The following is a 23,539-nucleotide window of genomic DNA, read 5'->3' on the forward strand; positions in this document are numbered from 1 at the left end:
ACAGGACGGTGGCGCCATCGCCGCTGTCCTTCGGTTAGGCTCTTTCAGCGTCAAAAAGGTGTCCTTCCTCTTCATTCCTCCATCATTCCTTCACTTTTTCTCCTTTTTTCTTTCCACATTATCCTATTGATTAAAAAAGCTTTTATATCGAAACAATATCAAACACAAATGATTTCTATTATCATTTGTGTTTACAAACATTCATACTTTTGTACAATCCATTCGCTTCTTTACTGAAAAGAGTCCTTAAAAGACAAATACATACAATTGTCATGGCCTTTCATATGACACGCAGTTTGATTCATTTAAATGGAATGATACAAATGACTATACCTCACGTTAAGGCTGTAGCTGCCGCAGTATGCGTCGCCAGTCTCCCATCACTCGGCCATGCCGCTGAACAAGACACCGTAGTCGTTACCGCTACCGGCTTCGAGCAGAAAATTCAGGATGCACCCGCGTCGATATCTGTTATTACCAAGCAGCAGATTGAGGACAAAGCCTATCGCGATGTTACCGATGCGCTAAAAGATGTCCCTGGCGTCGTCGTCACCGGCGGGGGGAGCAGCAGCGATATTAGTATTCGCGGTATGGCTTCGCAATACACGCTCTTCCTGGTCAACGGCAAACGCATTAGCACGCGCGGCACACGTCCTAACAGCGACAACTCAGGTATTGAGCAAGGTTGGCTGCCGCCGCTGGAATCCATCGAGCGTATCGAGGTAATCCGCGGCCCGATGTCATCCCTCTACGGCTCCGATGCGATGGGTGGCGTCATTAACGTCATCACCAAGAAAGTGTCGAATACCAAAGCCTGGACCGGCTCTCTGCACGGCGATGCCACCTTCCAGGAAGACAGAGATTCCGGCGATATTTACCAGACTAACGCCTATGCGTCTGGGCCACTGATTGACGGATTACTCGGCGCGAAGGTGACTGGCTTATTCTCCCACCGGGCCGAAGATAAAATCCTTAATGGCTACAATGAACAGCGTATGCGTAACGGGGGTTTAACCCTGAACTTTACGCCAGATGATAAAAATGACATCGACTTCGATTACGCGCGTGAACTGCAGGATCGCGACAGTACGCCAGGCAAATCCATGGCCGAGGAAAACTGCCGTAACGGGAGCTGTAAGCCCAACAGTAAAAGCGAAAACAAGTATGTGCACACGACGTATTCCCTGACCCACAGCGGTTATTACGACGACTTCAACTCCACCAGCTATGTCCAGCAGGAAGAGACCGAAAACCCCGGTCGCCAGATGAAGTCTTATAACACGATTTTCAATAACCAGAACCAGGTCTTCCTTGGGGCGCACACCCTGACGTTGGGCGGGCAATATCGTTATGAAAAACTGCGCGATAATGGCAACCAGCTACAAGCGGCTGATGGACTGAACAAACTGACTCGCTGGAGCTGGGCGCTGTTTGCCGAAGATGAATGGGCCGTTACCGATACCTTCACGCTGACCGGCGGTCTGCGTATGGATAAAGATGAAAACTACGGCGACAACTGGACGCCACGCGGCTATGGCGTATGGCATCTGAGCGATCAATGGACCTTAAAAGGCGGTGTTTCTGCGGGCTATCGCGCCCCGGATCTGCGCCAGTCTTCTGCCAGTTGGGGACAGGTCACCGGCGGCGGTCGTCTGAACGGAATCATTGTCGGCAACCCGGACCTGAAACCGGAGAAAAGCCTCAGCGAAGAGATCGGTTTACTGTGGGATAACGGCAACGACCTCAATGCGGGCGTTACGCTGTTCAATACTGACTTCAAAAACAAAATCACCGAAGTTCGCCGTTGCAACAGCAGTTCCGATCCGGCCTGCACCATCGGCAATACCCATTATGACTTCGTCAGCGATCGCGTTAACGTCGATAAAGCCAATATGCGCGGCGTAGAATCCACCTTCGGCTGGAAAATAACCTCCGACGTCAACTGGACGGCGAACTATACCTATACGGAATCTGAGCAGAAAAGCGGTCAGTTCTCCGGCCAGCCGTTGAACAAAATGCCGAAGCATATGTTCAACACTACGCTGGACTGGCAGGCCACCCAGGATCTCGGTTTCTGGAGCCGTCTGAATCTGCGCGGGAAAACGTCTGAATACCTGAGCCGTACCTCCATGGCCCAGGGCACGCCGTCCTATACTCAGGTCGATGTTGGTTTACGTTACTATGCAACCAAGGATCTGTTGATGACCGCTGGCGTGTATAACGTGCTGGATAAACAAATCGATTACGATACCTACGACACCGTTCTTGATGGACGTCGTTACACGGTTGGCATGACTTACAGCTTCTAAGTCTGGCGCAATAAAAAAACCCCGGCACTCATCATGCCGGGGTTTTGTTTTTTCTGCCGTAGCTGGTTAAGAATTATTTCTTCACGCGACCCGGGAATTTCATTTCGCTATAACGAACAAAATGGGTTCCTTTCGTCAGCTTATAGCCAAACCAAATAATCAGGAACAGCGGGATACCGATATAGGTTGCCATCACGCCGCCCCAGTCAATGCTGTCTTTCAGGAACGCTTCGTAGTTCTGGCCGAGAGTGATAATCAGACACAGCACAAAGGCGAAGATCGGACCCAACGGGAAGAAGCCAGAACGGTACGGCAAATCCTTAACATCGTGACCCTGCAGCACATAACCACGACGGAAGCGATAGTGGCTAATGGCGATCCCCAGCCAGGCGATAAAGCCCGTCATCCCGGAGGTATTCAGCAGCCACAGGTACACGGTCTGGTTGCCAAACATCGAGGTCAGGAAGCACAGCCCCGCCACCACGGTGGTCGCATACAGCGCGTTACGCGGAACACCGCCACGAGACAGTTTACCGAAAATACGCGGCGCTTTACCGTCGCATGCCAGGGTGTAAAGCATACGCGTGGAGGCGTACATCCCGGAGTTACCCGCAGACAACACCGCCGTCAGGATAACCGCGTTCATCACCGCCGCCGCAGACAGCAGACCCGCATGCTGGAATACCAGCGTGAATGGGCTAACGCTGATGTCTTTCACGTCGTTGCGCAGCAGGCTCGGATCGGTGTACGGAATGATCAGGCTAATAATCAAAATCGCGAACACATAGAACAGCAGGATTCGCCAGAACACCTGACGTACCGCACGTGGAATATTCTTTTCAGGATCTTCAGATTCGCCTGCCGCGATACCGATAAGCTCCGTACCCTGGAAGGAGAAGCCGACGATCATCGCCACGCCAATCATCGCGGCAAAGCCACCGGCAAACGGTGCATCACCGGTCGTCCAGTTACTCCAGCCCACCGGCTGAGCGCCTTTGAAGATACCGAAAATCATCATCACGCCAACCACGATGAAGATAATGACGGTGGTAACTTTGATCAGTGAGAACCAGTATTCCGCTTCACCAAATCCGCGAACGGAAATGTAGTTCAGCAGGAAGATAACGCCGAGGAACAGTGCGCTCCAGATCCAGCCTGGCGTGTCCGGGAACCACCAGCTCATCACCAGCTGTGCGGCCACCAGGTCAACGGCAATCGTTACCGCCCAGTTGTACCAGTAGTTCCAGCCCAGCGCGAAGCCAAAGCCTTCTTCTACGTAGTTCTGACCGTAGGTGGAAAACGAGCCGGAAACCGGCATATAGGCAGCCAGTTCACCGAGGCTGGTCATCAGGAAGTACACCATCAGACCGATCAGTATATAAGAGAACAACGCGCCGCCAGGACCCGCCGCAGAAATAGTTGCACCAGATGCAACAAAAAGACCTGTACCGATGGAGCCTCCAATGGCAATCATCGTCAGGTGACGCGCCTTCAGTTCACGACGTAGCGTGGGCGCTTCTGTGGTTTTAGTTTCGGAAACCATGTGAAAATGCTATCCATCCAAAAAATGAGGCGCGATTGTAGCAGACGAAATGGCATTCTTCCGGCACAAATACGCAGTTATAAGAGACCTTCATGACTGGCCGCGGATTATAAGTAAAGCAGAAAATGGGCGACGCAAGGCGGATAAAACGTAACCGCCAGCATGCTTAGAGGGACCTTTCGACAATCAGCGCTTTAATCGCCCAGTTCTACCTGGTCGCTGTAATGTAAAAAACGCGTAATGGCATTAGAGATATGTTTTTGCCGGTGATGAACGCGCCAGAGAGTGCGAACTAAACGCGGCAGCGGCACAGGAACTTCGCTCAACGTACCCGCCTGTAACTGCTCCGCTATGACCCGGCGCGACAAACAGCTGATCCCGAGACCATGGCGCACCGCATGCTTAATGGCCTCCGAGTTACCCAACTCCATTGCCATCTGAAATCTCGGCAGATGGGACAGCAGCAGGTAATCCACCAGTTCGCGCGTACCCGATCCTCGCTCGCGCAGGATCCACGGCGAAGCCGCCAGCTGTTCCAGCGTAACGGCCCCCTTTGTGAGCGGTGACGAGGGTGCGGCAAACACCACCAGCTCGTCTTCCAGCCACGGCTCAGAGATGATTTCCGTGCTGTGACACGGCCCTTCGATCAGCCCAATGTCTACCCGAAAATCCAGCACCGCATTGATTACGTCCTGGCTGTTGCCCACGCTAAGCTCCAGCGGCAAATCAGGGAAATCCTGGCGATAACGGGCGATCATGGCGGGCAAAATGTAGTTGCCAATAGTGCTACTGGCGTAGACCCGAATAGCACCATTATCTTCGCGAAAAAGCTGTTCGATTTCGATCGTTTGCTCAAGCAGCGCCAGCGCGCGTGGATAAAGCAAGCGCCCGTGCTCGTTGACCACCAGCCGTTTGCCGACACGGTCAAACAGCTGCACGCCAAGTTGCCCTTCGAGATCGGTTAGCGCCGCACTCACCGCCGACTGCGACAATGCCAACATGACAGACGCCTGGGTCGTTGAGCCGCTTTTTAGTACCTCAGCAAACACTTCAAGTTGTCGCAGGGTGATATGCATAGTCGTTTTCCACCGGATATCCGTTACTTATACCCTAAATAATTCGAGTTGCAGGAAGGCGGCAAGAGAGAGCATCCCCGGGAGCGTACTTAAGTACGTGACTGGGGTGAACGAGCGCAGCCAACGCACATGCAACCTGAAGTATGACGGGTATACCACTTATATAGATTAATTATAAATATATAATCAATTTTATTTTTAAACCACTTCGCCGTACTCTTTTACCCAGATAAAGGAGAAGGATATGACAGAACTCACCTTGCAGACTCATCGTCGTACAGCGTGGCATTTTATTCCGGGGCTCGCCCTGAGTGCAGTTATCACTGGGGTCGCCTTATGGGGTGGATCCATTCCCGCCGTCGCAGGTGCCGGGTTCAGCGCCCTCACCTTAGCAATTTTGTTGGGGATGGTTCTCGGCAACACCGTCTATCCGCACATCTGGAAAAGCTGTGACGGCGGCGTGCTGTTTGCTAAACAACATTTATTACGTCTGGGGATTATCCTCTACGGTTTCCGCCTCACCTTCGCGCAAATTGCTGACGTCGGCGTCAGCGGTATCGTGATTGATGTGTTAACGCTAAGCAGTACCTTTATGATTGCCTGCTTCCTGGGGCAGAAAGTGTTTGGTCTGGACCGCCACACCAGCTGGCTGATTGGCGCGGGGAGCAGCATTTGTGGTGCCGCCGCCGTGCTGGCAACCGAACCGGTGGTGAAAGCGGAAGCCAGTAAGGTAACCGTCGCTGTCGCTACCGTGGTGATCTTCGGTACCATCGCTATCTTCCTGTATCCGGCGATGTATCCGCTGTTGGCGCACTGGTTTAGTCCAGAAACCTACGGCATTTACATTGGCTCCACCATGCATGAAGTGGCACAGGTAGTGGCTGCAGGGCACGCCATTAACCCGGATGCGGAAAACGCCGCGGTTATTGCCAAAATGCTGCGCGTCATGATGCTGGCACCGTTCCTCATCCTCCTGGCCGCTCGCGTAAAACAACTGTCTCCGGCCACAGGCGGTGAGAAGAGCAAAATCACCATTCCATGGTTTGCCATCCTGTTCATTGTGGTCGCGATTTTTAACTCGTTCCACCTGCTGCCGCAGTCGGTAGTGAACATGCTGGTAACGCTGGACACTATTTTGCTGGCAATGGCGATGGCTGCCCTGGGGTTGACCACTCACGTTAGCGCGCTGAAAAAAGCCGGTGCCAAACCGTTACTGATGGCCCTGCTGCTGTTTGTCTGGCTGATTGTGGGTGGTGCTGCGATTAACGTCGCTGTCCACGCCCTGATGGCATAAACGATCACGACTCACCTCCATTAACCCGCTATACTCTCCCTTTTTGTATTTGAGTATGGCGGGTTAAATTTATGAAATATATCGGAGCGCACGTAAGCGCCGCTGGCGGTCTGGCTAACGCCGCTATTCGAGCCGCAGAAATCGAAGCGACCGCATTCGCCCTGTTCACCAAAAATCAGCGCCAGTGGCGTGCCGCGCCGCTGACCACCGACATCATTGATGATTTCAAATCCGCTTGCGAGAAGTACCACTATACTTCCGCCCAGATCCTGCCTCACGATAGTTACCTGATTAACCTCGGTCACCCGGTCAGCGAAGCGCTGGAAAAATCCCGCGATGCGTTTCTCGATGAAATGCAGCGCTGTGAACTGCTTGGCTTATCCCTGCTGAACTTTCACCCAGGCAGCCATTTGATGCAGATCCCTGAAGATGAATGTCTGGCGCGCATTGCCGAATCCATCAACATCGCCCTCGCTCAGACTCAGGGGGTGACGGCAGTTATCGAAAATACCGCCGGACAGGGCAGTAATCTTGGCTTTAAGTTTGAGCACCTTGCCGCCATTATCGACGGCGTCGAAGATAAATCCCGTGTCGGCGTTTGTATTGATACCTGCCATGCCTTCGCCGCCGGATACGATTTGCGTTCCGCCGAGGAATGCGAAAAGACGTTTGCGGAATTTGAACGTATTGTCGGCTTTAAGTATCTGCGCGGTATGCACCTGAACGACGCCAAGAGCGCATTTGGCAGTCGCGTTGACCGTCACCACAGCTTAGGTGAAGGCAATATTGGCCACGATGCCTTCCGTTGGATCATGCAGGACAATCGTTTTGACGGCATTCCGCTGGTACTGGAAACCATTAATCCGGATATCTGGGCAGAAGAGATTGCCTGGCTGAAAGCCCAGCAAACAGAAAAAGCGGTGGCATAATCATGAACGACAGGGAAAAGCAGATCCTTAAGATCCTGCGTCGCAATCCGTTGATTCAGCAGAATGAAATCGCCGATATTCTGCAGATAAGCCGTTCACGCGTCGCTGCGCATATTATGGATTTAATGCGTAAAGGTATGATCAAAGGTAAAGGTTATATCCTTACCGAACAGGATTATTGCGTGGTTGTTGGGGCGATCAATATGGATATTCGTGGTGTGGCAGACATCCATTATCCTCAGGCCGCCTCTAACCCTGGCAGCATTCACTGCTCGGCAGGTGGCGTAGGACGTAATATCGCCCACAACCTTGCGCTGCTGGGTCGTGATGTCCACTTAATTTCCGCTGTTGGCAGTGACTTCTATGGCGAAACATTGCTGGAACAAACGCGTCAGGCTGGTGTTAACGTTTCCAGTTGCATACGTCTGCATGGACATAACACCTCAACTTACCTGTCGATCGCTAATCAGCAGGAAGAGACCGTACTGGCAATCAATGATACCCATATCCTGCAACAATTGACGCCGCAGTTGTTGAACGGTTCGCGAGATTTGATTCGTCATTCCGGTGTTGTACTGGCAGATTGCAATCTCACCGCCGAAGCCATTGAGTGGGTCTTCACTATAGCTGATGATATTCCGGTATTCATTGACACCGTTTCAGAGTTCAAAGCGGCAAAAATGAAGACCTGGTTTACGCGCATTCATACGTTGAAACCCACGCAAAAAGAGCTGGCGATTCTGTGGGGGCAACCTATCCATTCAGATGCCGATCGCATACTGGCCGTCAATAGTCTCCATCAACAGGGGGTAAAACGGATCTTTGTCTGCCTGGAAGATGAATCCGTGTTTTGCAGCGAAAAGGACGGGGAACAATTTTTACTGACCCCTCCTGAGCATACAGTTGTTGACAGTTTTGGCGCCGATGACGCATTTATGGCGGGATTACTGTACAGCTTTCTGGAAGGGAGCGAGTTTCGTGAAAGCGCTCACTTTGCCATGGCCTGCGCGGCGCTATCGCGAGCCAGCGTCAGTATCAACAACCCAACCCTCTCAGCAGATAACGCCTTGTATTTGCTACAAACAGCTTAAATGTCATGCCGGATGGCGCTACGCTTATCCGGCATGATTCTCGCTATGCTATACCGATAAAGAAACCGGCTATGGTGGCGCTCATCAGGTTTGACAACGTTGCTGCTGCCAACGCCCGCATTCCAAGCTGCGCGATTTCCGGGGCTCGCTGGGGTGCTATCGCCGAAAACGCGCCGACAACAACGCCAATCGAACCAAAGTTAGCGAAACCGCACAGCGCAAACGAGATAATCGCAATGGTCTTCACATCCAGCGTCCCGCCGGTTTGCAGATACGGTGAGAAGTTGAGATACGCGACAAACTCGTTGATTGCCAGTTTCTGTCCGATCAGGCTACCTGCCAGCGTCGCATCACTCCAGTCCACCCCCATAATCCACGCCAACGGGGCTAATACATAACCAAAGATCCCTTCCAGAGTGGCGTGTCCAAAACCAAACCAACCGCCAATCCCGCCGATAATGCCGTTAATCAGTGCGATAATGGCGACAAATGCCATCACTACCGTCGCCACGCCTGCGGCAATTTTCAGCCCGGTCATCGCCCCGCTCGCCGCTGCCTCGATGATGCTTTTCGGCGGCGTTTCAGTAAATGACAGATTCTCAAAGGTGACTTGAGATTCTTCAGTTGCCGGACTCAGCATACGCGCGAACAAAATACCGCCCGGGATTGCCATCAACGATGCCGCCAGCAGGTAGTCAATCGGAACGCCCATTCCAGCGTAACCAATCATCATTGAGCCAGCAATCGAGGCCATCCCACTGCAGATAGCGGTAAACAGCTCATTGCGATTCAGCCGGTCAATAAACGGTTTCACGATTGCCGGGATCTCGTTTTGCCCGAGGAAAATCGTGGTAACTGCGACAAATGACTCGATTTTACTGATGTTCAAGGCTTTCTGGAAAATACCGCCGAGGATGCGGATCAACAGCCCCATCACGCCAATGTAGTAGAGCAGACTGATTAATGCAGTCACAAAAATGATGGCCGGGAGCACACGAAAGGCGAAGATAAACCCGGCTCCGTCAAACAACACATCCATTTTGGGCCCGACCAGGGAGCCAAAGATAAATGCGCTACCCGCATCACTATATGACATCACCTTGTGGACACCGAGAGCGGCCTGTTCAACCAGCCATTTTCCCGGTGGGAAATACAGCATGATGCCGCCAATTGCAATTTGCAGTACCAGTGCTGCTCCGACCGTACGCAGACTAATACGCTTTTTATTTACTGACAGCAGAAACGCGATGGCCAGTAATACCACCATACCCACTACACTTCTCATTATATCCATAATGAAATTCCCTTCATGCCAGGAAACCCGGCGTTATCGCCAGGTTTTGGTAGGTTTGATATTCGCGGGCGACCGCATGCTGCCCGGAAAATTCTGTCAGGCGAGACGTTGATACTCCTTCGCAATTTCACAGGCCAGTACCGCGTTGTTGAACACCAGTTGAATATTTGATTTCAGGCTGTCACCACCGGTCAGCTCCGCAACTCGCGCCAGCAGGAACGGCGTACTCTCTTTGCCCACAACCCCCTGCTCTTCCGCTTCTTTTACCGCCCGATCGATTGCCGCATTTATTTTCTCCTCTGCCATCGCAAACTGTTCTGGGATTGGGTTCGCAACAACCAAACCGCCGTCAAGACCCGTTTGCCATTTCACCGCCATCGCTCGGGCAATCTCTTTTGCGCTGTCCAGACGGATACTGACCTCAAACGGACTGGTACGGCAGAAAAATGCCGGCAACGCGTTGGTCTGATATCCAATTAATGGCACGCCAAAAGTTTCTAAATATTCGGTCGTTAAACCGAGATCAAGAATAGATTTCGCTCCTGCACAAATAACCGTGACATTGGTATGCGCCAGTTCTTGCAGATCGGCGGAAATATCAAAGGTATGTTCAGCACCACGATGAACACCACCAATGCCTCCCGTTGCAAATACTTTAATTCCAGCCAGTGCGGCAATAATCATGGTTGAGGCAACAGTCGTTGCACCATTTTTCCCTGCCGCGACCACAAACGGTAAATCACGACGGCTGACTTTAGTAACGCTATGACCTTCTCTTCCAAGCAATTCAATTTCATCTTTGCTTAAACCAACTTTCATTACCCCGTCAATAATGGCAATGGTTGCAGGAACTGCTCCGTGCTTACGAATAGTTTCTTCTACTTCAATCGCTGTCTGGGCATTCTGCGGGAATGGCATACCATGAGAAATAATGGTTGATTCAAGTGCAACAATCGGTTTTTTACTGTTTAATGCTTCCTGTACTTCTGGAGATATTTGTAATAATTCAGAGGAAAGAGTTAATTCAGACATTCTGTGTTCTCCACTATTGAGCTAACATTCGCAACAGACAAATCAGGGTTATTGGTATATTCACAGGCTAACGCCATTGATGAACAACCCTGAGCAAATCGAACCGAATCAATAAAAGGCATACCGTCTAGCCAGCAGGAAGCCAGTCCAGCCATCATTGCATCGCCTGCCCCGGTAACATTAATGACGTGAGTTTTAATCGGCGGCGACCAACCACTATTCCCCGTAATATCGCTGTAATAAACGCCGTCCCCCCCCATGCTGAGCACCAGCCGATTTAAGCCGTGATCGTGAAACCACGCGGCGACGCTGCCAACGTCATCACGCCCGGAAAGCGCAATACCACTCAGCGTTTCGGCTTCAAGGCGGTTTGGTTTGAGGGTGTGGATTTGTCCCAGACGCTCGCGAATTTTGACGCACTTCCATGCCGACACAGGGTCAACAAACACCGGAACATCCCCGGCATTTTCCAGTACCCATGCCATGGCGTCTTCGCTGATATTGCAATCGGCGACGATCACTTTCGCCTGCCGAATAAAATAATAATGCTGCGATAAAAACGCTGCTGAAATATGTTCGGTAATGCTCATATCATTAATGGCCACCAACATTTCGCCGGTGTTATCAAGCAGTGATAAATAACTGGATGTATTCTCTCCGGAAACGATAAGGCACTTATCAACATGAACTCCGGATTGATTGGTTTGCGCCAATAACGATTGCCCGTAAAAATCATTACCAACCGCCGTTAGCAGCCAGGAATTTTTACCCAATAGCGCGAGATTATGTGCAATGTTACGCCCAACGCCTCCTGAGGTGAATTTTATCTTCCCTGGATTTGAATCCGCATAATTTAGAGAAGCATGCGAACACCCGGCAACATCCATATTGGCCGAGCCAATAGTTACTATGTATTCCTTTTCACGCATAGCACGTCCCCTGGCAATTAACTTGCCACAAATGAGTTCGTTAAAAATAACCAACGCCACACACCAGGTTATTAGAGCAAATGTTCACTATCAAACATGTGTTCATAGTAGGCATGTTTTTGATAAAGTAAATCCATCTGCAAGACCTAAAACCAATAGATATGAACAGAATCACAATTTTTTATAGATACAGTTTGTCAGGAGGAGAGAAAATGAGAGGTAGTACACAAATCAAGCAGGATGAAAAGTATCACTCCGGCATAACCGGAGATTTTTCAGGTGTGCCCGGTGAACAGGCGCATATCAGGTAAGCGAAACCAAATCTTCCGGCATATGGTTGTACAAAATCCGCCAGAAGTGCTCTGCGGTTTTATTTAACCGGGTATCCATCCGGTAAATGTAAGCCTGAATAGGCACCATCAACTCCGGCGTCTGCAGACAAACCAGCCGCTTATCACGCAGTTCGTTCACGATAGTCCATGCCGGCAGCCAGGCGATACCATGCCCATCCAATGCCATATTTTTCAATAACTCACTCATTGAGGACATAAACAGCGTACGAGCTGAGATACCGCCCACTTCCGCCAGATGACGGTTTACCAATCTTCCCATGTATGATGTGCTGGTATAATTCAGAATCGGCGCCTGCGGCTGATAGATATCAAACAATGCCTGACCCTGCGCATCAGCAGCACATACGGGATACAGTTCAGACTCAAAAACCTTCAAGCCGCAGAAAGGTGACTGCATTAAGTCCTCATCCCGAAAGGAGAAAATAAAATCACTTTTTCCCTCGCGCAAAGTATTCACCGCCTGAACCACATCAATAGCTTCGACGTGCCAGACAAACTCCTCCCCCCAGGCCGCCATTGAGTGCACTAATCTGGGCAACATCGTCAGTGACAAAGAATGTGCTGCCGCTATTTTGATATTGGGTACCCCAAGCAGATTGTGGCCGCTTAGCTCATCCAGATTGCACTCCAGCTGTTGCAGCAAGCTACGGGTTTGCGAATGGAATAGCTTGCCCTCCTCCGTGAGTTGCAGTGGGCTCGTCGTGCGATCAAAAAGCAGTACACCCACGGCAGATTCCAGCGCTTTGATCCTCCGGCTAAATGCCGGTTGAGATATGTTGCGCTCCTCAGCCGCCTGGGAAAAATGACGACACGCTTCCAGCGTCAGAAAGTCATATAACCATTTTGTCTCAATGTTTTTCATGCCTGTCACACAGATATTTAAATATGCCAATGAGTCTTTAGCATCATGCCTGAATATTTGCGCGGATGACATTCATCAACAACACCTGGTGATTCGTTTTTTGCATCATGCCTTCGTTTTTAACATTAACATGTTTCTCTCCCAATCGGCCACGACCGCTTCTCCACCGCAATACGTCAGGCCTATGGCTCAAAACCAGCCTGCAGAGGTGGCAAAACAAATCGCAGCTATGCGGTTTTTGCATTAAACCATACATTATTGCATTTCTCCTCACGTCTCACTGCTGTTAAACATTATCTACAGACACACCCCTGCTCTGAATATTAATGATCGGTGAAATTGAGGTATATATTGTGAAAGGTTTAATTGGCGTATTAGGTGGTATGGGGCCTGCTGCAACGGTCGATCTATTTAATAAATTCGTTACTTTTACTGCAGCACAGCGCGACCAGGAACATATCCCGTTAATTATTTCCTCTATCCCGGACATACCTGACCGAACCGATGCGTTAATGCATCATGGTCATTCCCCACTTCCGGCCATGCGCGATTATATGCATAAACTCGAAGATGCTGGCGCCGAGTGTATTGTGATCCCCTGTAATACCGCCCACTTTTGGTTTAATGAATTAAAAGAGTGCTGCCATACAGAACTGCTCAGTATCGTTGAAACGACCATCAACGAGGTTAAAAACTGCGGAAAAACGCGTATCGGACTGCTCGCCACCAACGCCACGTTGTACATGGGCCTCTATCAAAAAGGCATTGAATCTCTTGGGCTAACCTGCATCAGTCCTGACTCTGCCAGTCAGGAAAAAGTGATGGAAAGCATCTATTGCTTAAAGGCCGGTGATGCTAAGCGGGCGCAAGTATTGATGAATGAACAGGCTCAAGCACTCTTCTCACGCGGTGCACAAGTCATCGTACTGGGATGTACTGAAGTTCCCGTCATACTTGCTGAAGCAATCAAAACGTCACCTGAAAAATATATTGACTCAACCGGTTCGTTAGTTCGTGCTGGTATTAAATGGTACGAGAAACGCGTTGGCAAAAATCATCTTTTGGCACAATGAAAGCCAACACATGGTTAATTATTGCATTAAATAAACATCCATTTTAATAACAAATTATTCTCTGGCGGAGGCCATTATGATTTGGCTGGAAATTATCGTAGTGTTGGGCGCAATATTTTTTGGCATCCGCCTCGGCGGAATTGGTATCGGTTTATGTGGCGGACTGGGACTGGCTATATTAACGTTGGGATTTGGGCTGCAAATTGGTTCTCCCCCCGTTGACGTTATTCTCATTATTATGACAGTGGTAGTGGCGGCATCAGCGCTACAGGCCGCCGGAGGTATGGATTATCTGGTTCGCGTTGCCGGTAATTTCATGCGTCGTAATCCTAAGTATATCAACATTATTGCGCCGATCATCACCTGGTCGATGACCATTATGGCGGGAACAGGATTTATCGTCTTTTCGACTCTGCCGGTAATTGCCGAAGTTGCCAAAGAGTCAGGTATCCGTCCTTCCCGTACGCTCGCAGGATCCGTAGTCGCCTCTCAGGTGGCGATATCCGGTTCACCGATCAGTGCCGCAATGGCGGCGATGCTGACCATTATGGAAGGCAACGGCGTCAGCTTTATTCAGGTCATGGCGGTATGTCTGCCAGCCTCATTTGTCGCCGCGATGGTCGCCGCTTTTATCGCCTCACGTCAGGGATGCGAACTACAGGATGATGAAGTCTATCTGGAGCGCTTGCAAAAAGGTTTGGTGCGTAAATATGAAGGGCAGAACAGCACCACGCCGGGAGCCAGATTATCAGTCGCCCTGTTTATGCTGGCAACGGTCGTCATCGTTATTCTTGCCGCATGTCCTCAACTACGCCCCGGATTCGATGCAGGTAACCCAATGAATACCCGGGATATTATCATTATCTGCATGCTGGCTGCCGCGTGCCTGATGGTGGTGCTGTGCAAAACATCAACCGACGCGATTGTCCTGACATCCACGTTCCGTGCGGGTATGAGTTCGCTGGCGGTCATTCTGGGGATTGTTACGCTAGGCACAACTTTCATTGACGCCCATTTAACGGGAATTAAGGATATCGCGGGCGATATTCTACGGGCTTATCCAATGCTGCTGGCGCTGGTGCTGTTTGGTACCTGCGCGCTTCTCTATTCGCAGGGAGCTACCACGCCGCTGATTATCCCTCTCGCCGTCGCGCTCGGCGTACCCACTTGGGCGATTCTGGCTTCCTACGTAGCAGTAACTGGTGTGTTTGTTCTACCAACTTACCCCACTTCGCTGGCGGCCATGGAGTTCGACACCACCGGGACAACGCGCGTGGGTAAGTATGTCTTAAACCACCCGTTTATGTTGCCAGGGCTTGGTGGGATCATCGCAGGCGTTGCCTTTGGTTTTATCATCGCGCCAATGATTGCCTGACCCGTTTGATTCAGGGGTGCGAATAAATTTCGCCCCCTGAATGATTACATATCTGGCCAGCTCACCACATCAAAACCGTCTTACCTTTATCTATTTGCTTCACATCGCTGCTCTTAATCACGCGGTGATAGCCATAGGCGTCAGCGTATTTTGTCAGTCCTGTCCCGGAGTCTTGCTCAGGCTTTCCTTGCGTCTCTATCGTTGAACCTGACGTTGTTGTCATCACCCAGGTGGTTGAGCACCCCATAAGCAGCAGCGTCGCGAGTGACAGAGAGGCAAAAATGAGCGTTTTTTTCATATTCGATTTCCGTGATCAGTTTGATTTAAGGGCACTTTATCGAATTTGCTTAAGGCTGGATGGATTATTGTGGCGATGCTGCAACGGTATGGGTAAATGCATAAAAAAGGGGCAGAGAAGTCTCTGCCCCGGCTATCAACGTTTAATCAGGCTGCCTTTGCCATAACCTCTGCTTCCGGGCGTTTCAGCACCGCGTAGGAGAGACCGGCGACCAGCGTACCGGCAATAATAGCCAGCAGGTATCCAACCACCGGCGTGATTGCGCCAGGGATTAACAGCACAAACAGACCGCCATGCGGCGCCATCAGCTTAGCCCCTACCGCCATCGAGATGGCACCGGTAATCGCGCCGCCTACGATACAGCAAGGCAAAACGCGCATTGGGTCACGGGCAGCGAACGGGATTGCCCCTTCGGTGATAAAGCACAGGCCCAGCACCAGCGCAGCTTTTCCGCCTTCCTGCTGAGCTTTGTCGAATTTACGACGCGCAACCAGCGTTGCCAGACCCAGCGCCAGCGGAGGCACCATACCTGCCGCCATAATGGCCGCCATCGGCGCATAGGTTTGCGTACTCAGCAGCCCCACACCGAAAGCATACGCCGCTTTGTTAACCGGACCACCCATGTCGGTACACATCATGCCGCCAAGAATCGCCCCAAGCAGTACCGCATTCGCTGTACCCATGGTTTGCAGCCAGTGGGTCAGACCTTCCAGAATGCCGGCTACCGGTTTACCGATCAGGTAGATCATAGCCAGACCCACCACCAGGCTTGAGAGCAGCGGAATGATCAGGATCGGTTTCAGCGCTTCCATACTCTGTGGGAGTTTCAGCTTCGTGCTGATGAGCTTCGCCACATAACCGGCAAGGAAACCGGCAATAATCCCGCCAATAAAGCCAGAACCGGTGCTCACCGCCAACATACCGCCGATAAGACCTGGCGTCAGACCCGGACGGTCAGCGATAGAAAACGCGATATAACCCGCCAGAACTGGCACCATCAGCGCAAACGCTGAACCGCCACCAATCTGCATCAGCGCCGCTGCCAGCGTCCCCTGCTCTTTGAACGCTTCAATACCAAAAGCGAATGAGAGTGCAATACACAGACCGCCAGCAACCACCATCGGCAGCATGTAGGACACGCCTGTCAGCAGGTGACGATACGCACCCGCGCTCTCTTTCTTACCTTCAGTTGCTGAAGCCTGTGCTTTACCGGTTGGCTGGTACGGCGTTGCTTCTTCCAGCGCTTTGTCCAGTTCCTGCTTGGTTTTCTTCAGCGCAAGGCCAGTAGAAGTACGGTACATGGGTTTTCCGGCAAACTTCGCCAGATCAACTTCAATGTCAGCCGCTACAATCACCAGATCCGCCTGAGCCACCTCTTCCGGCGTAATGGCATTGCCTGCGCCAACAGAACCTCGGGTTTCAACCTTCACCCACCAGCCACGTTTTTTCGCTTCTGTTTCAATAGCTTCAGCGGCCATAAACGTATGGGCAACGCCGGTCGGACAAGCCGTCACCGCCACCACGCGTTTTGGACCACTGCTGGCCACAGGCGCTGTCGCAACCGGGGCGCTGTAAGGTTTTGCATGGCCTTTCGCTTCGCTGAGGAAGAGTTCCGGATGCGCTACCGCACGACCAATGTCGCCCAGCCAGACTTTTTTGCCGTTCAGCGAACTGTCGGCAGGAAGCGTGTCGCCCAGAACAATTGCCAGTTCGGCGTCATTAGGATTATCAATAATTTCCAGATGTGCTTTCTGCGCCGCCGCTCCAAGCAGGGTTTTCGCCATGTAAGCGCGAGCCTGGCCGAGATTAGCGTCAATAATCAGCAGCGTTTTCATTATGCCTCTCCTGCTGTCAGTTAAACGGTTTTAAGTCGACACGCGCCATCATTGCGGCCAACTGAGGACGATCGGTAATGCCCACATTGCTTTGGCTTACCGCCAGGGCGGCAACAGCCGTCGCCAGACGCAGGGTATGTTCGCTGGACTCACGCATCAGCAGGCCGTAAATCAGACCGCCAACCATTGAATCACCTGCGCCTACGGTGCTTACCACCTCAACTGACGGCGGTTTAGCAATCCACTCACCCGAAGCGTTAACCCACAGCGCACCTTCCGCACCGAGCGAAATCACCACGTGAGCAATACCCTGCTCGCGCAGCGCATGCGCCGCTTCGATCACATCTTTCATTTCCGGCAGCTTGCGACCTGCCCAGATTTCCAGCTCACGACGGTTTGGTTTCACCAGCCACGGTGCCGCTTTCAGACCCGCCACCAGCGCTTCACGGCTACTATCAAAGATAATGCAAGGACACTGACTGCGCAGGCGCGTCATCCAGTCGGTGAATGCTTCCGGGCTAACGCCGGTCGGCAAACTGCCGCTGACACACACCATGTCGAACTGACCCAGCCAGCTCAGTGAGTCATTCACAAAGCGTTCCCAGTCAGCCGGGGTAACTTCAAAACCGGAGAAATTAAAATCGGACACTTCGCCGTCTTTTTCGGTCAGCTTGACGTTGATACGGGTACGCCCTTGTACAACCTGAAAACGGTTGGCAATGCCCAGTTCGCTGAACAACTGCTGAAAACCATCCTGGTTGTCTTTCCCCAGGAAACCGCCCACAGTGACATCAATGCCTAAATCTTTCAGAACTTTAGCGACGTTAATCCCTTTCCCTGCCGCATGCAGACCGGTAGTTTTTACCAGGTTCACTTCACCGCGTTCAATTTCCGGGCAGAAACCCACCAGGTCGTAGGCCGGGTTAAGGGTGATAGTAGCAACACGTCTGCTCATTACGCGCCCTCCCCAAGACCTGCCGCAATAGCTTCGCCAATCGCTTTCAGCGCCTGTTCAGCATCTTCGCCCTGGGCAGTAAAGCGCAGGTGATGTCCTTTCTTCACGCCCAATGCCACAACTTTCATCAGACTGCGTCCATTCGCCGGTTTGCCGGTTCCATCAAGATTTGTCACGGTAATTTCACTGTTAAATTGTTTAATCGTATTCACCAGCATGGTGCCCGGACGGGCGTGTAATCCATGCTCGTTGCGCACAATAAATTCGGCGCTCAGTACATCATCAGTTAAGGCGTCATCGCTGGTCAGCAGCGCCAACACCGTGGCCGCATCGGCTTTCAACAAACGGTCAGCTTTGTTATTCAGCAGCAGATCGCCAAGGCGCTTCAGCACCGCAACCGGTTGATCGTCATTCATAGCGACGGTCACCAGCAGGGCTGCAGCTTCACCTTGTACATCGAATGCTGTTGCTGCGCGGCTAACCGCAACGGCGCTGCGTACATTGCCTTCAGCACAGTCATTCAGCCAGATACCCTGACCGAGATTCATCGGCAGTTCATTGATTGCTCTGGCCACAAAGGTGGCGTCAACCGCACCAACTTCTTTCAGTCGCGCCGCGTTGAGCGCCTGCAACGTTACCAGCGAATTAGCCACGACATCCAGCGACAGCGTTTCGTTATCAAGCTTCAGCTGTTCGCTTTGCTTTTCGCCCATCAGCAACGCGCGCAACTCTTCCGCCGTGGTCGCAGATTTCAGCTGTTCAGCGACGGAGTCATCGCTCAGCACGTGCGTCAGCTGACGCAGTAAACCAAGGTGCTCATCGGAACTGGCGGCAATGCCGATCGCCACATAAGCAACCTGACCTTCGCCCCAGGTCACGCCTTGCGGAAACTGGAACACCTGCACGCCGGTTTTCAGCACCCGATCGCGCGTGTCCGTCGTACCGTGAGGAATAGCAATACCGTTGCCGAGGAACGTGGACGTCTGTTGTTCACGCGCCAGCATGCCATCGACGTAGCCTTCCGCCACGTTACCCGCCTGTACTAAGGCAGCGGCAACCTGGCGAATAGCCTCTTCTTTATTCCCGGCCTGTTCGCCCGGGTGAATATCCTGAACAGATAACTGGAACATGGTTCTCCTCTCCCGCTGATTTGAAACGATTCAGCTAACATGAGAAAAAAGGCGTCACCTGACTCCATCAGTTATGGCGAGATGACGCTGAAACGTTTCAAGAAGTCTTGCTCTTTTTTCTTCAGCACACAAGTAAAGTTGACAAATTACTTGCTGAATTTAGAGATAACGCACACTTTCTCTGCGTGGGAGAAAAAAATGCTGACGAAAAATCGGCGTCAGCATGTCAGATTCAGCAGCGTCAGCAAACGGCATTCTCTGACTGAAATGCTATTTTGATTTTTGATGCCGATTTTGATTTGGCTCCCTGTTTATTTTCTGACAAGCAGCGTAAACTCCGCGTCTCTTCACATCATTGATATCAAAACATGCATAACACCCCCGTAGCCGCCACACCCAAGGCGTTTGATTTAACGTCTTCGGCGTTCCTGCTTGTCGCATTTCTGACGGGTATCGCCGGTGCGTTGCAGACGCCAACGCTTAGCCTTTTTCTGACGGATGAAGTCCATGCCCGTCCCGGCATGGTCGGTTTCTTTTTTACCGGCAGCGCCGTGATCGGCATTTTGGTGAGTCAGTTTCTGGCCGGACGCTCGGATAAAAAAGGCGATCGCAAAAACCTGATTGTGTTTTGCTGCGTGCTGGGGATGCTGGCCTGCGTGCTGTTCGCCTGGAACCGTAACTATTTTATTCTGCTGTTTATCGGGGTATTCCTCAGCAGCTTTGGATCGACTGCCAACCCGCAAATGTTTGCTCTCGCCCGCGAACACGCCGACCGTACGGGTCGGGAAGCCGTCATGTTCAGCTCAATATTACGTGCGCAGGTTTCGCTGGCCTGGGTGATTGGCCCACCGCTGGCCTACGCGCTGGCCATGGGTTTCAGCTTTACGGTCATGTATCTCAGTGCGGCAGTGGCGTTTATTGTTTGCGGCATAATGGTCTGGCTGTTCTTACCCTCAATGAGTAAAAACGTGCCTCTCGCGACGGGCGCGGTAGAGGCCCCGCGCCGCAATCGACGCGACACGCTTTTGCTATTTGTTATTTGCACATTAATGTGGGGCACGAACAGTCTCTATATCATCAATATGCCGTTGTTTATCATCAACGAACTGCATCTGCCGGAAAAGCTGGCGGGTATCATGATGGGAACCGCCGCAGGGCTGGAAATCCCAACCATGTTGATTGCCGGCTACTTCGCTAAGCGTCTGGGCAAACGCCTGTTGATGAGGATTGCCGTCGTCGCCGGATTCTTCTTTTATGCCGGCATGCTGTTAGCCCACTCTCCGGCGATATTGCTCGGCTTACAGCTGCTGAACGCGATTTACATCGGCATCCTCGGCGGGATTGGCATGCTCTATTTTCAGGATCTAATGCCGGGACAGGCAGGTTCAGCCACGACTCTCTACACGAATACCATTCGCGTAGGCTGGATTATTGCCGGATCGCTGGCGGGGATTGCCGCTGAAATCTGGAACTATCACGCAGTGTTCTGGTTTGCGCTGGTGATGATCGTCGCCACCGTCGTGTGCCTGGCGCGCATCAAGGACGTTTAAGGCGCGGTCAGCGCTTCAAGCTCAATAAGATAAACCATGGCCTGGTGCGTCGTCTGTCCGCACATTTCCGCACTGGGCTGTAAACCGGCGCACACTTTTGGCCGCAGCGGTGATGCAAAAATTTTACAGCGCAGGGATTCATCCAACTGAACGCATGGCGTATTAGCGGGTTTGCCATCAGGCATACCGGGGATGGGACTGGAGATTGAAGGCGCGGTGCAGCATGCACCACAATCCGGACGGCATTCCATACAGTACTCTCTTTATCGTAAACCATCGGATTGTGTGGGAAGCGCACAGTACCACCTTTTTTGCACCAGCAAAAGCATGAATTCCGCTTGCCTGAATGCCCCGGCGCGAGTAGTTTTACGCGATATTTTAGACACTCCTCACTACAGGATTTTTTCGATGCCAAGAGCGAACGAAATTAAAAAAGGTATGGTACTGAACTACAACGGCAAGCTGCTGATTGTAAAAGATATCGATATTCAATCACCGTCCGCACGTGGTGCAGCCACGCTGTACAAAATGCGCTTTTCTGATGTCCGTACCGGTCTGAAAGTTGAAGAGCGCTTCAAAGGCGACGATATCGTCGATACCGTCACCCTGAGCCGTCGTGGCGTTGATTTTTCCTACGTCGATGGCAACGAATATGTCTTTATGGATAAAGAAGACTATACCCCGTATACCTTCACCAAAGACCAGATTGAAGAAGAGCTGCTGTTCATCCCGGAAGGCGGGATGCCGGACATGCAGGTCCTGACCTGGGATGGCCAACTACTGGCGCTTGAACTGCCGCAGACCGTAGACCTGGAAATCGTTGAAACCTCACCGGGTATTAAAGGTGCTTCAGCGAGTGCGCGCAACAAGCCAGCAACCCTGAGCACCGGTCTGGTGATCCAGGTTCCTGAGTACCTAAGTGCGGGTGAAAAAATCCGTATTCATATCGAAGAACGTCGCTATATGGGCCGTGCAGATTAATCTCCTGTCGTTACAGGTGAACCAAAGATAATGACATGTTGTCTTTGGCAAAATGTTCCGTTCACTTTAGTGATATCACTTATCTGAAACAATACTGCCTGTGAACGTGTTAAGGGTACTATCGCCGTACCCTTAACAATCCCGGCTCCCGGCGGGAAAATTGCCACTTCGTGGTCCCCTCCGCTTATTTCTTCAGGCTACCGGGCCGGGCGCGAGGTAGCATATATGGACGCTCCCGGGATGCAATTTATTTTTCAGTTAAGTGATAAAACGGGTAGATGCAGCCATATATCCGGTTTCTGATGGGATTTATTTATCCCGAACCATGATGAAATCCGCCAGGCAGGTACCAATCATCCTCTGCGGGCTGACTTGCCCTTGCTACCTCTCGGTGTATCCTGCCTGCGGTCTTACCTGTTTTGCCATCTTCTGAAGTCACCTGCACCTACCAGGACGTTAACTCTTTTTCAGCACCTCGTCAGACTGTCTGACCTTGTGTCAGGCGGGCTGGCGAGGCTGATATTCCGTGTTACGTGTCAACATTGACCACATAATTCTTGATGTTTTTGCCGCCATGGCGACAACAGCTACATTGTAGTGCTTTCGCTCAAGCAATCCCTGAAGCCAGGTGTTCTCCTCAACTGAGCCTTTCCGGTTGACCCAGGCGGTAAGTGCGCGTGCGCCGTGAACCAGGAGGTATCGGAAATAGCCATCGCCACGTTTGCTGATCCCTCCCAGTTGCTGTTTCCCGCCGCTGGAATGCTCCTTTGGTGTCAGCCCCAGCCATGAAGCAAACTGCTTTGCGGTGCTGAATTGTCGGGCATTACCCACTGCTGCCACCACATAAGTGGCCGTTAGCATGCCAACCCCCGGGATTTTGGCCATTCTCTTGCAGGCTTCCTGCGTTCTGTACCAGGAGGCCAGAGATTCTTCTACCTGTTTAACCTGCTCCTCAAGTTCCCGGATATGGTGAGCCTGTCTGTAGATGCTGGTTCTGACAAAGGGAGATAAACCATTTTCGCCGTCTTCCAGAATGGCTGGCAGCTCACGGGTTAAATGGCTTTGTCCGGCTGCAATCGTAATACCAAACTCAGCAAGTGTGGCTCTTAAACTATTGGAACAGGCGATCCGCTCACGGATAAGTATTCCCCGTTCAGTGTGTAACGCTAAAACGGCCTGCTGCTCTTCGGTTTTTATCTGTACAAAACGCATATTCGGGCGGGTTACCGCTTCGCAGATAGCTTCAGCATCTGCTGCATCCGTCTTGTTCGTTTTGACATAGGGCTTCACATATTGCGGAGGAATGAGTTTTACCTCATGGCCGTGGCGACTGAATAACCGTGCAAAATGATGGCTGGATGAACAGGCTTCCATGCCCATCAGGCAAGGTTCCAGTTGAATGACAAACTGAACGAACTTAGCCCGGGTCAGCTTCTTACGCAAAACAGTATGACCTTCGTGATCGACACCATGAAGCTGGAAAACGTTCTTTGCCAGGTCGATACCAAGAGTTGATACTTTCATGTGGACGCTCCTCATTTTCAGGACGTATTGCAACGATCCAGTCTGGTACTTTGATGCCGCAAAATCTGGAGCGTCCATCTCATTATCCCTGCAAAGCGCGCCCTGA

At 51.6% G+C, this 23,539-nt stretch carries 20 protein-coding genes; 8 read left to right on the plus strand and 12 right to left on the minus strand.

Going from position 1 to position 23,539, the window contains the following annotated elements; translation table 11 throughout:
* The first annotated feature begins 323 nt into the window (after positions 1 to 323).
* Complete coding sequence (locus OGV94_RS08730; protein WP_286523101.1) at positions 324 to 2,309, plus strand: ligand-gated channel protein; 1,986 nt, start codon at positions 324 to 326, stop codon at positions 2,307 to 2,309.
* Positions 2,310 to 2,382: 73 nt separating this feature from the next.
* Here the strand turns inward: OGV94_RS08730 and lysP are convergent, their stop codons facing one another.
* Together lysP and yieE are read right to left on the minus strand one after the other, a co-directional pair.
* On the minus strand, positions 2,383 to 3,852 hold the full coding sequence (gene lysP, locus OGV94_RS08735) for a lysine-specific permease (protein WP_003027419.1): 1,470 nt from the start codon (positions 3,850 to 3,852) through the stop codon (positions 2,383 to 2,385).
* A gap of 194 nt (positions 3,853 to 4,046) precedes the next feature.
* Positions 4,047 to 4,928: a DNA-binding transcriptional regulator YeiE gene (gene yieE, locus OGV94_RS08740; protein WP_199994373.1), complete on the minus strand. Its 882-nt coding sequence runs from the start codon at positions 4,926 to 4,928 to the stop codon at positions 4,047 to 4,049.
* A 244-nt stretch (positions 4,929 to 5,172) separates the two neighbouring features.
* On the opposite strand from yieE, the gene OGV94_RS08745 reads away from it, so the two are divergent.
* From OGV94_RS08745 to OGV94_RS08755, 3 genes are all read left to right on the plus strand, one after another.
* On the plus strand, positions 5,173 to 6,222 hold the full coding sequence (locus tag OGV94_RS08745) for a YeiH family protein (protein ID WP_043016967.1): 1,050 nt from the start codon (positions 5,173 to 5,175) through the stop codon (positions 6,220 to 6,222).
* A gap of 71 nt (positions 6,223 to 6,293) precedes the next feature.
* Positions 6,294 to 7,151 (plus strand): deoxyribonuclease IV, encoded by an 858-nt coding sequence (gene nfo, locus OGV94_RS08750; protein WP_043016968.1) that lies wholly within the window; start codon positions 6,294 to 6,296, stop codon positions 7,149 to 7,151.
* Between the two features lie 2 nt (positions 7,152 to 7,153).
* On the plus strand, positions 7,154 to 8,242 hold the full coding sequence (locus tag OGV94_RS08755) for a sugar kinase (RefSeq protein WP_075145907.1): 1,089 nt from the start codon (positions 7,154 to 7,156) through the stop codon (positions 8,240 to 8,242).
* Positions 8,243 to 8,285: 43 nt separating this feature from the next.
* Here the strand turns inward: OGV94_RS08755 and OGV94_RS08760 are convergent, their stop codons facing one another.
* The 4 genes from OGV94_RS08760 to hypT form a co-directional block, all read right to left on the minus strand.
* Entirely contained in the window at positions 8,286 to 9,536 is a 1,251-nt protein-coding gene (locus OGV94_RS08760; RefSeq protein WP_043016970.1) for a NupC/NupG family nucleoside CNT transporter, read from the minus strand.
* 96 nt (positions 9,537 to 9,632) lie between these two features.
* The gene (locus OGV94_RS08765; RefSeq protein WP_200007808.1) at positions 9,633 to 10,568 is read right to left on the minus strand and encodes a pseudouridine-5'-phosphate glycosidase; all 936 of its coding nucleotides are present in this window, start codon (positions 10,566 to 10,568) and stop codon (positions 9,633 to 9,635) included.
* Positions 10,556 to 11,497 carry a pseudouridine kinase gene (locus OGV94_RS08770; protein ID WP_286523112.1) on the minus strand — a complete coding sequence of 314 codons (942 nt, stop codon included), beginning with the start codon at positions 11,495 to 11,497 and terminating at the stop codon, positions 10,556 to 10,558. Before OGV94_RS08770 ends, OGV94_RS08765 begins: the two co-directional genes overlap by 13 nt.
* Positions 11,498 to 11,800: 303 nt before the next feature.
* Entirely contained in the window at positions 11,801 to 12,721 is a 921-nt protein-coding gene (gene hypT / locus OGV94_RS08775) for a hypochlorite stress DNA-binding transcriptional regulator HypT (protein ID WP_259651641.1), read from the minus strand.
* 344 nt (positions 12,722 to 13,065) lie between these two features.
* On the opposite strand from hypT, the gene cuyB reads away from it, so the two are divergent.
* Both cuyB and OGV94_RS08785 read left to right on the plus strand, forming a co-directional pair.
* Complete coding sequence (gene cuyB / locus OGV94_RS08780; protein WP_043017952.1) at positions 13,066 to 13,785, plus strand: cysteate racemase; 720 nt, start codon at positions 13,066 to 13,068, stop codon at positions 13,783 to 13,785.
* A 76-nt stretch (positions 13,786 to 13,861) separates the two neighbouring features.
* The gene (locus OGV94_RS08785; RefSeq protein ID WP_043016973.1) at positions 13,862 to 15,160 is read left to right on the plus strand and encodes an anaerobic C4-dicarboxylate transporter; all 1,299 of its coding nucleotides are present in this window, start codon (positions 13,862 to 13,864) and stop codon (positions 15,158 to 15,160) included.
* Between the two features lie 61 nt (positions 15,161 to 15,221).
* On the opposite strand, the gene OGV94_RS08790 is transcribed toward OGV94_RS08785, so the two are convergent.
* The 4 genes from OGV94_RS08790 to fruB all read right to left on the minus strand — a co-directional run bounded on the left by OGV94_RS08790 (position 15,222) and on the right by fruB (position 19,378).
* Positions 15,222 to 15,458 (minus strand): YgdI/YgdR family lipoprotein, encoded by a 237-nt coding sequence (locus OGV94_RS08790; RefSeq protein ID WP_286523104.1) that lies wholly within the window; start codon positions 15,456 to 15,458, stop codon positions 15,222 to 15,224.
* A 146-nt stretch (positions 15,459 to 15,604) separates the two neighbouring features.
* Entirely contained in the window at positions 15,605 to 17,293 is a 1,689-nt protein-coding gene (gene fruA / locus OGV94_RS08795; protein ID WP_043016975.1) for a PTS fructose transporter subunit IIBC, read from the minus strand.
* A gap of 16 nt (positions 17,294 to 17,309) precedes the next feature.
* Positions 17,310 to 18,248, minus strand: a complete 939-nt coding sequence (gene fruK / locus OGV94_RS08800; protein WP_003834544.1) for a 1-phosphofructokinase — start codon at positions 18,246 to 18,248, stop codon at positions 17,310 to 17,312.
* Positions 18,248 to 19,378 carry a fused PTS fructose transporter subunit IIA/HPr protein gene (gene fruB, locus OGV94_RS08805; protein WP_043016976.1) on the minus strand — a complete coding sequence of 377 codons (1,131 nt, stop codon included), beginning with the start codon at positions 19,376 to 19,378 and terminating at the stop codon, positions 18,248 to 18,250. Before fruB ends, fruK begins: the two co-directional genes overlap by 1 nt.
* Positions 19,379 to 19,746: 368 nt before the next feature.
* On the opposite strand from fruB, the gene setB reads away from it, so the two are divergent.
* On the plus strand, positions 19,747 to 20,928 hold the full coding sequence (gene setB / locus OGV94_RS08810; RefSeq protein ID WP_043016978.1) for a sugar efflux transporter SetB: 1,182 nt from the start codon (positions 19,747 to 19,749) through the stop codon (positions 20,926 to 20,928).
* Here setB and OGV94_RS08815 read toward each other — a convergent pair.
* Complete coding sequence (locus tag OGV94_RS08815) at positions 20,925 to 21,179, minus strand: YkgJ family cysteine cluster protein (protein WP_016153739.1); 255 nt, start codon at positions 21,177 to 21,179, stop codon at positions 20,925 to 20,927. The genes setB and OGV94_RS08815 overlap by 4 nt on opposite strands.
* 157 nt (positions 21,180 to 21,336) lie before the next feature.
* Here OGV94_RS08815 and yeiP point away from each other — a divergent pair, with 157 nt between their 5' ends.
* Positions 21,337 to 21,909, plus strand: a complete 573-nt coding sequence (yeiP, locus tag OGV94_RS08820; RefSeq protein WP_005129255.1) for an elongation factor P-like protein YeiP — start codon at positions 21,337 to 21,339, stop codon at positions 21,907 to 21,909.
* Between the two features lie 498 nt (positions 21,910 to 22,407).
* Here the strand turns inward: yeiP and OGV94_RS08825 are convergent, their stop codons facing one another.
* Positions 22,408 to 23,433: an IS110 family RNA-guided transposase gene (locus tag OGV94_RS08825; RefSeq protein ID WP_286522466.1), complete on the minus strand. Its 1,026-nt coding sequence runs from the start codon at positions 23,431 to 23,433 to the stop codon at positions 22,408 to 22,410.
* Positions 23,434 to 23,539 lie beyond the last annotated feature (106 nt).

Source organism: Citrobacter sp. Ce006 (assembly GCF_030336535.1).
GTDB classification, from domain to species: domain Bacteria; phylum Pseudomonadota; class Gammaproteobacteria; order Enterobacterales; family Enterobacteriaceae; genus Citrobacter; species Citrobacter europaeus.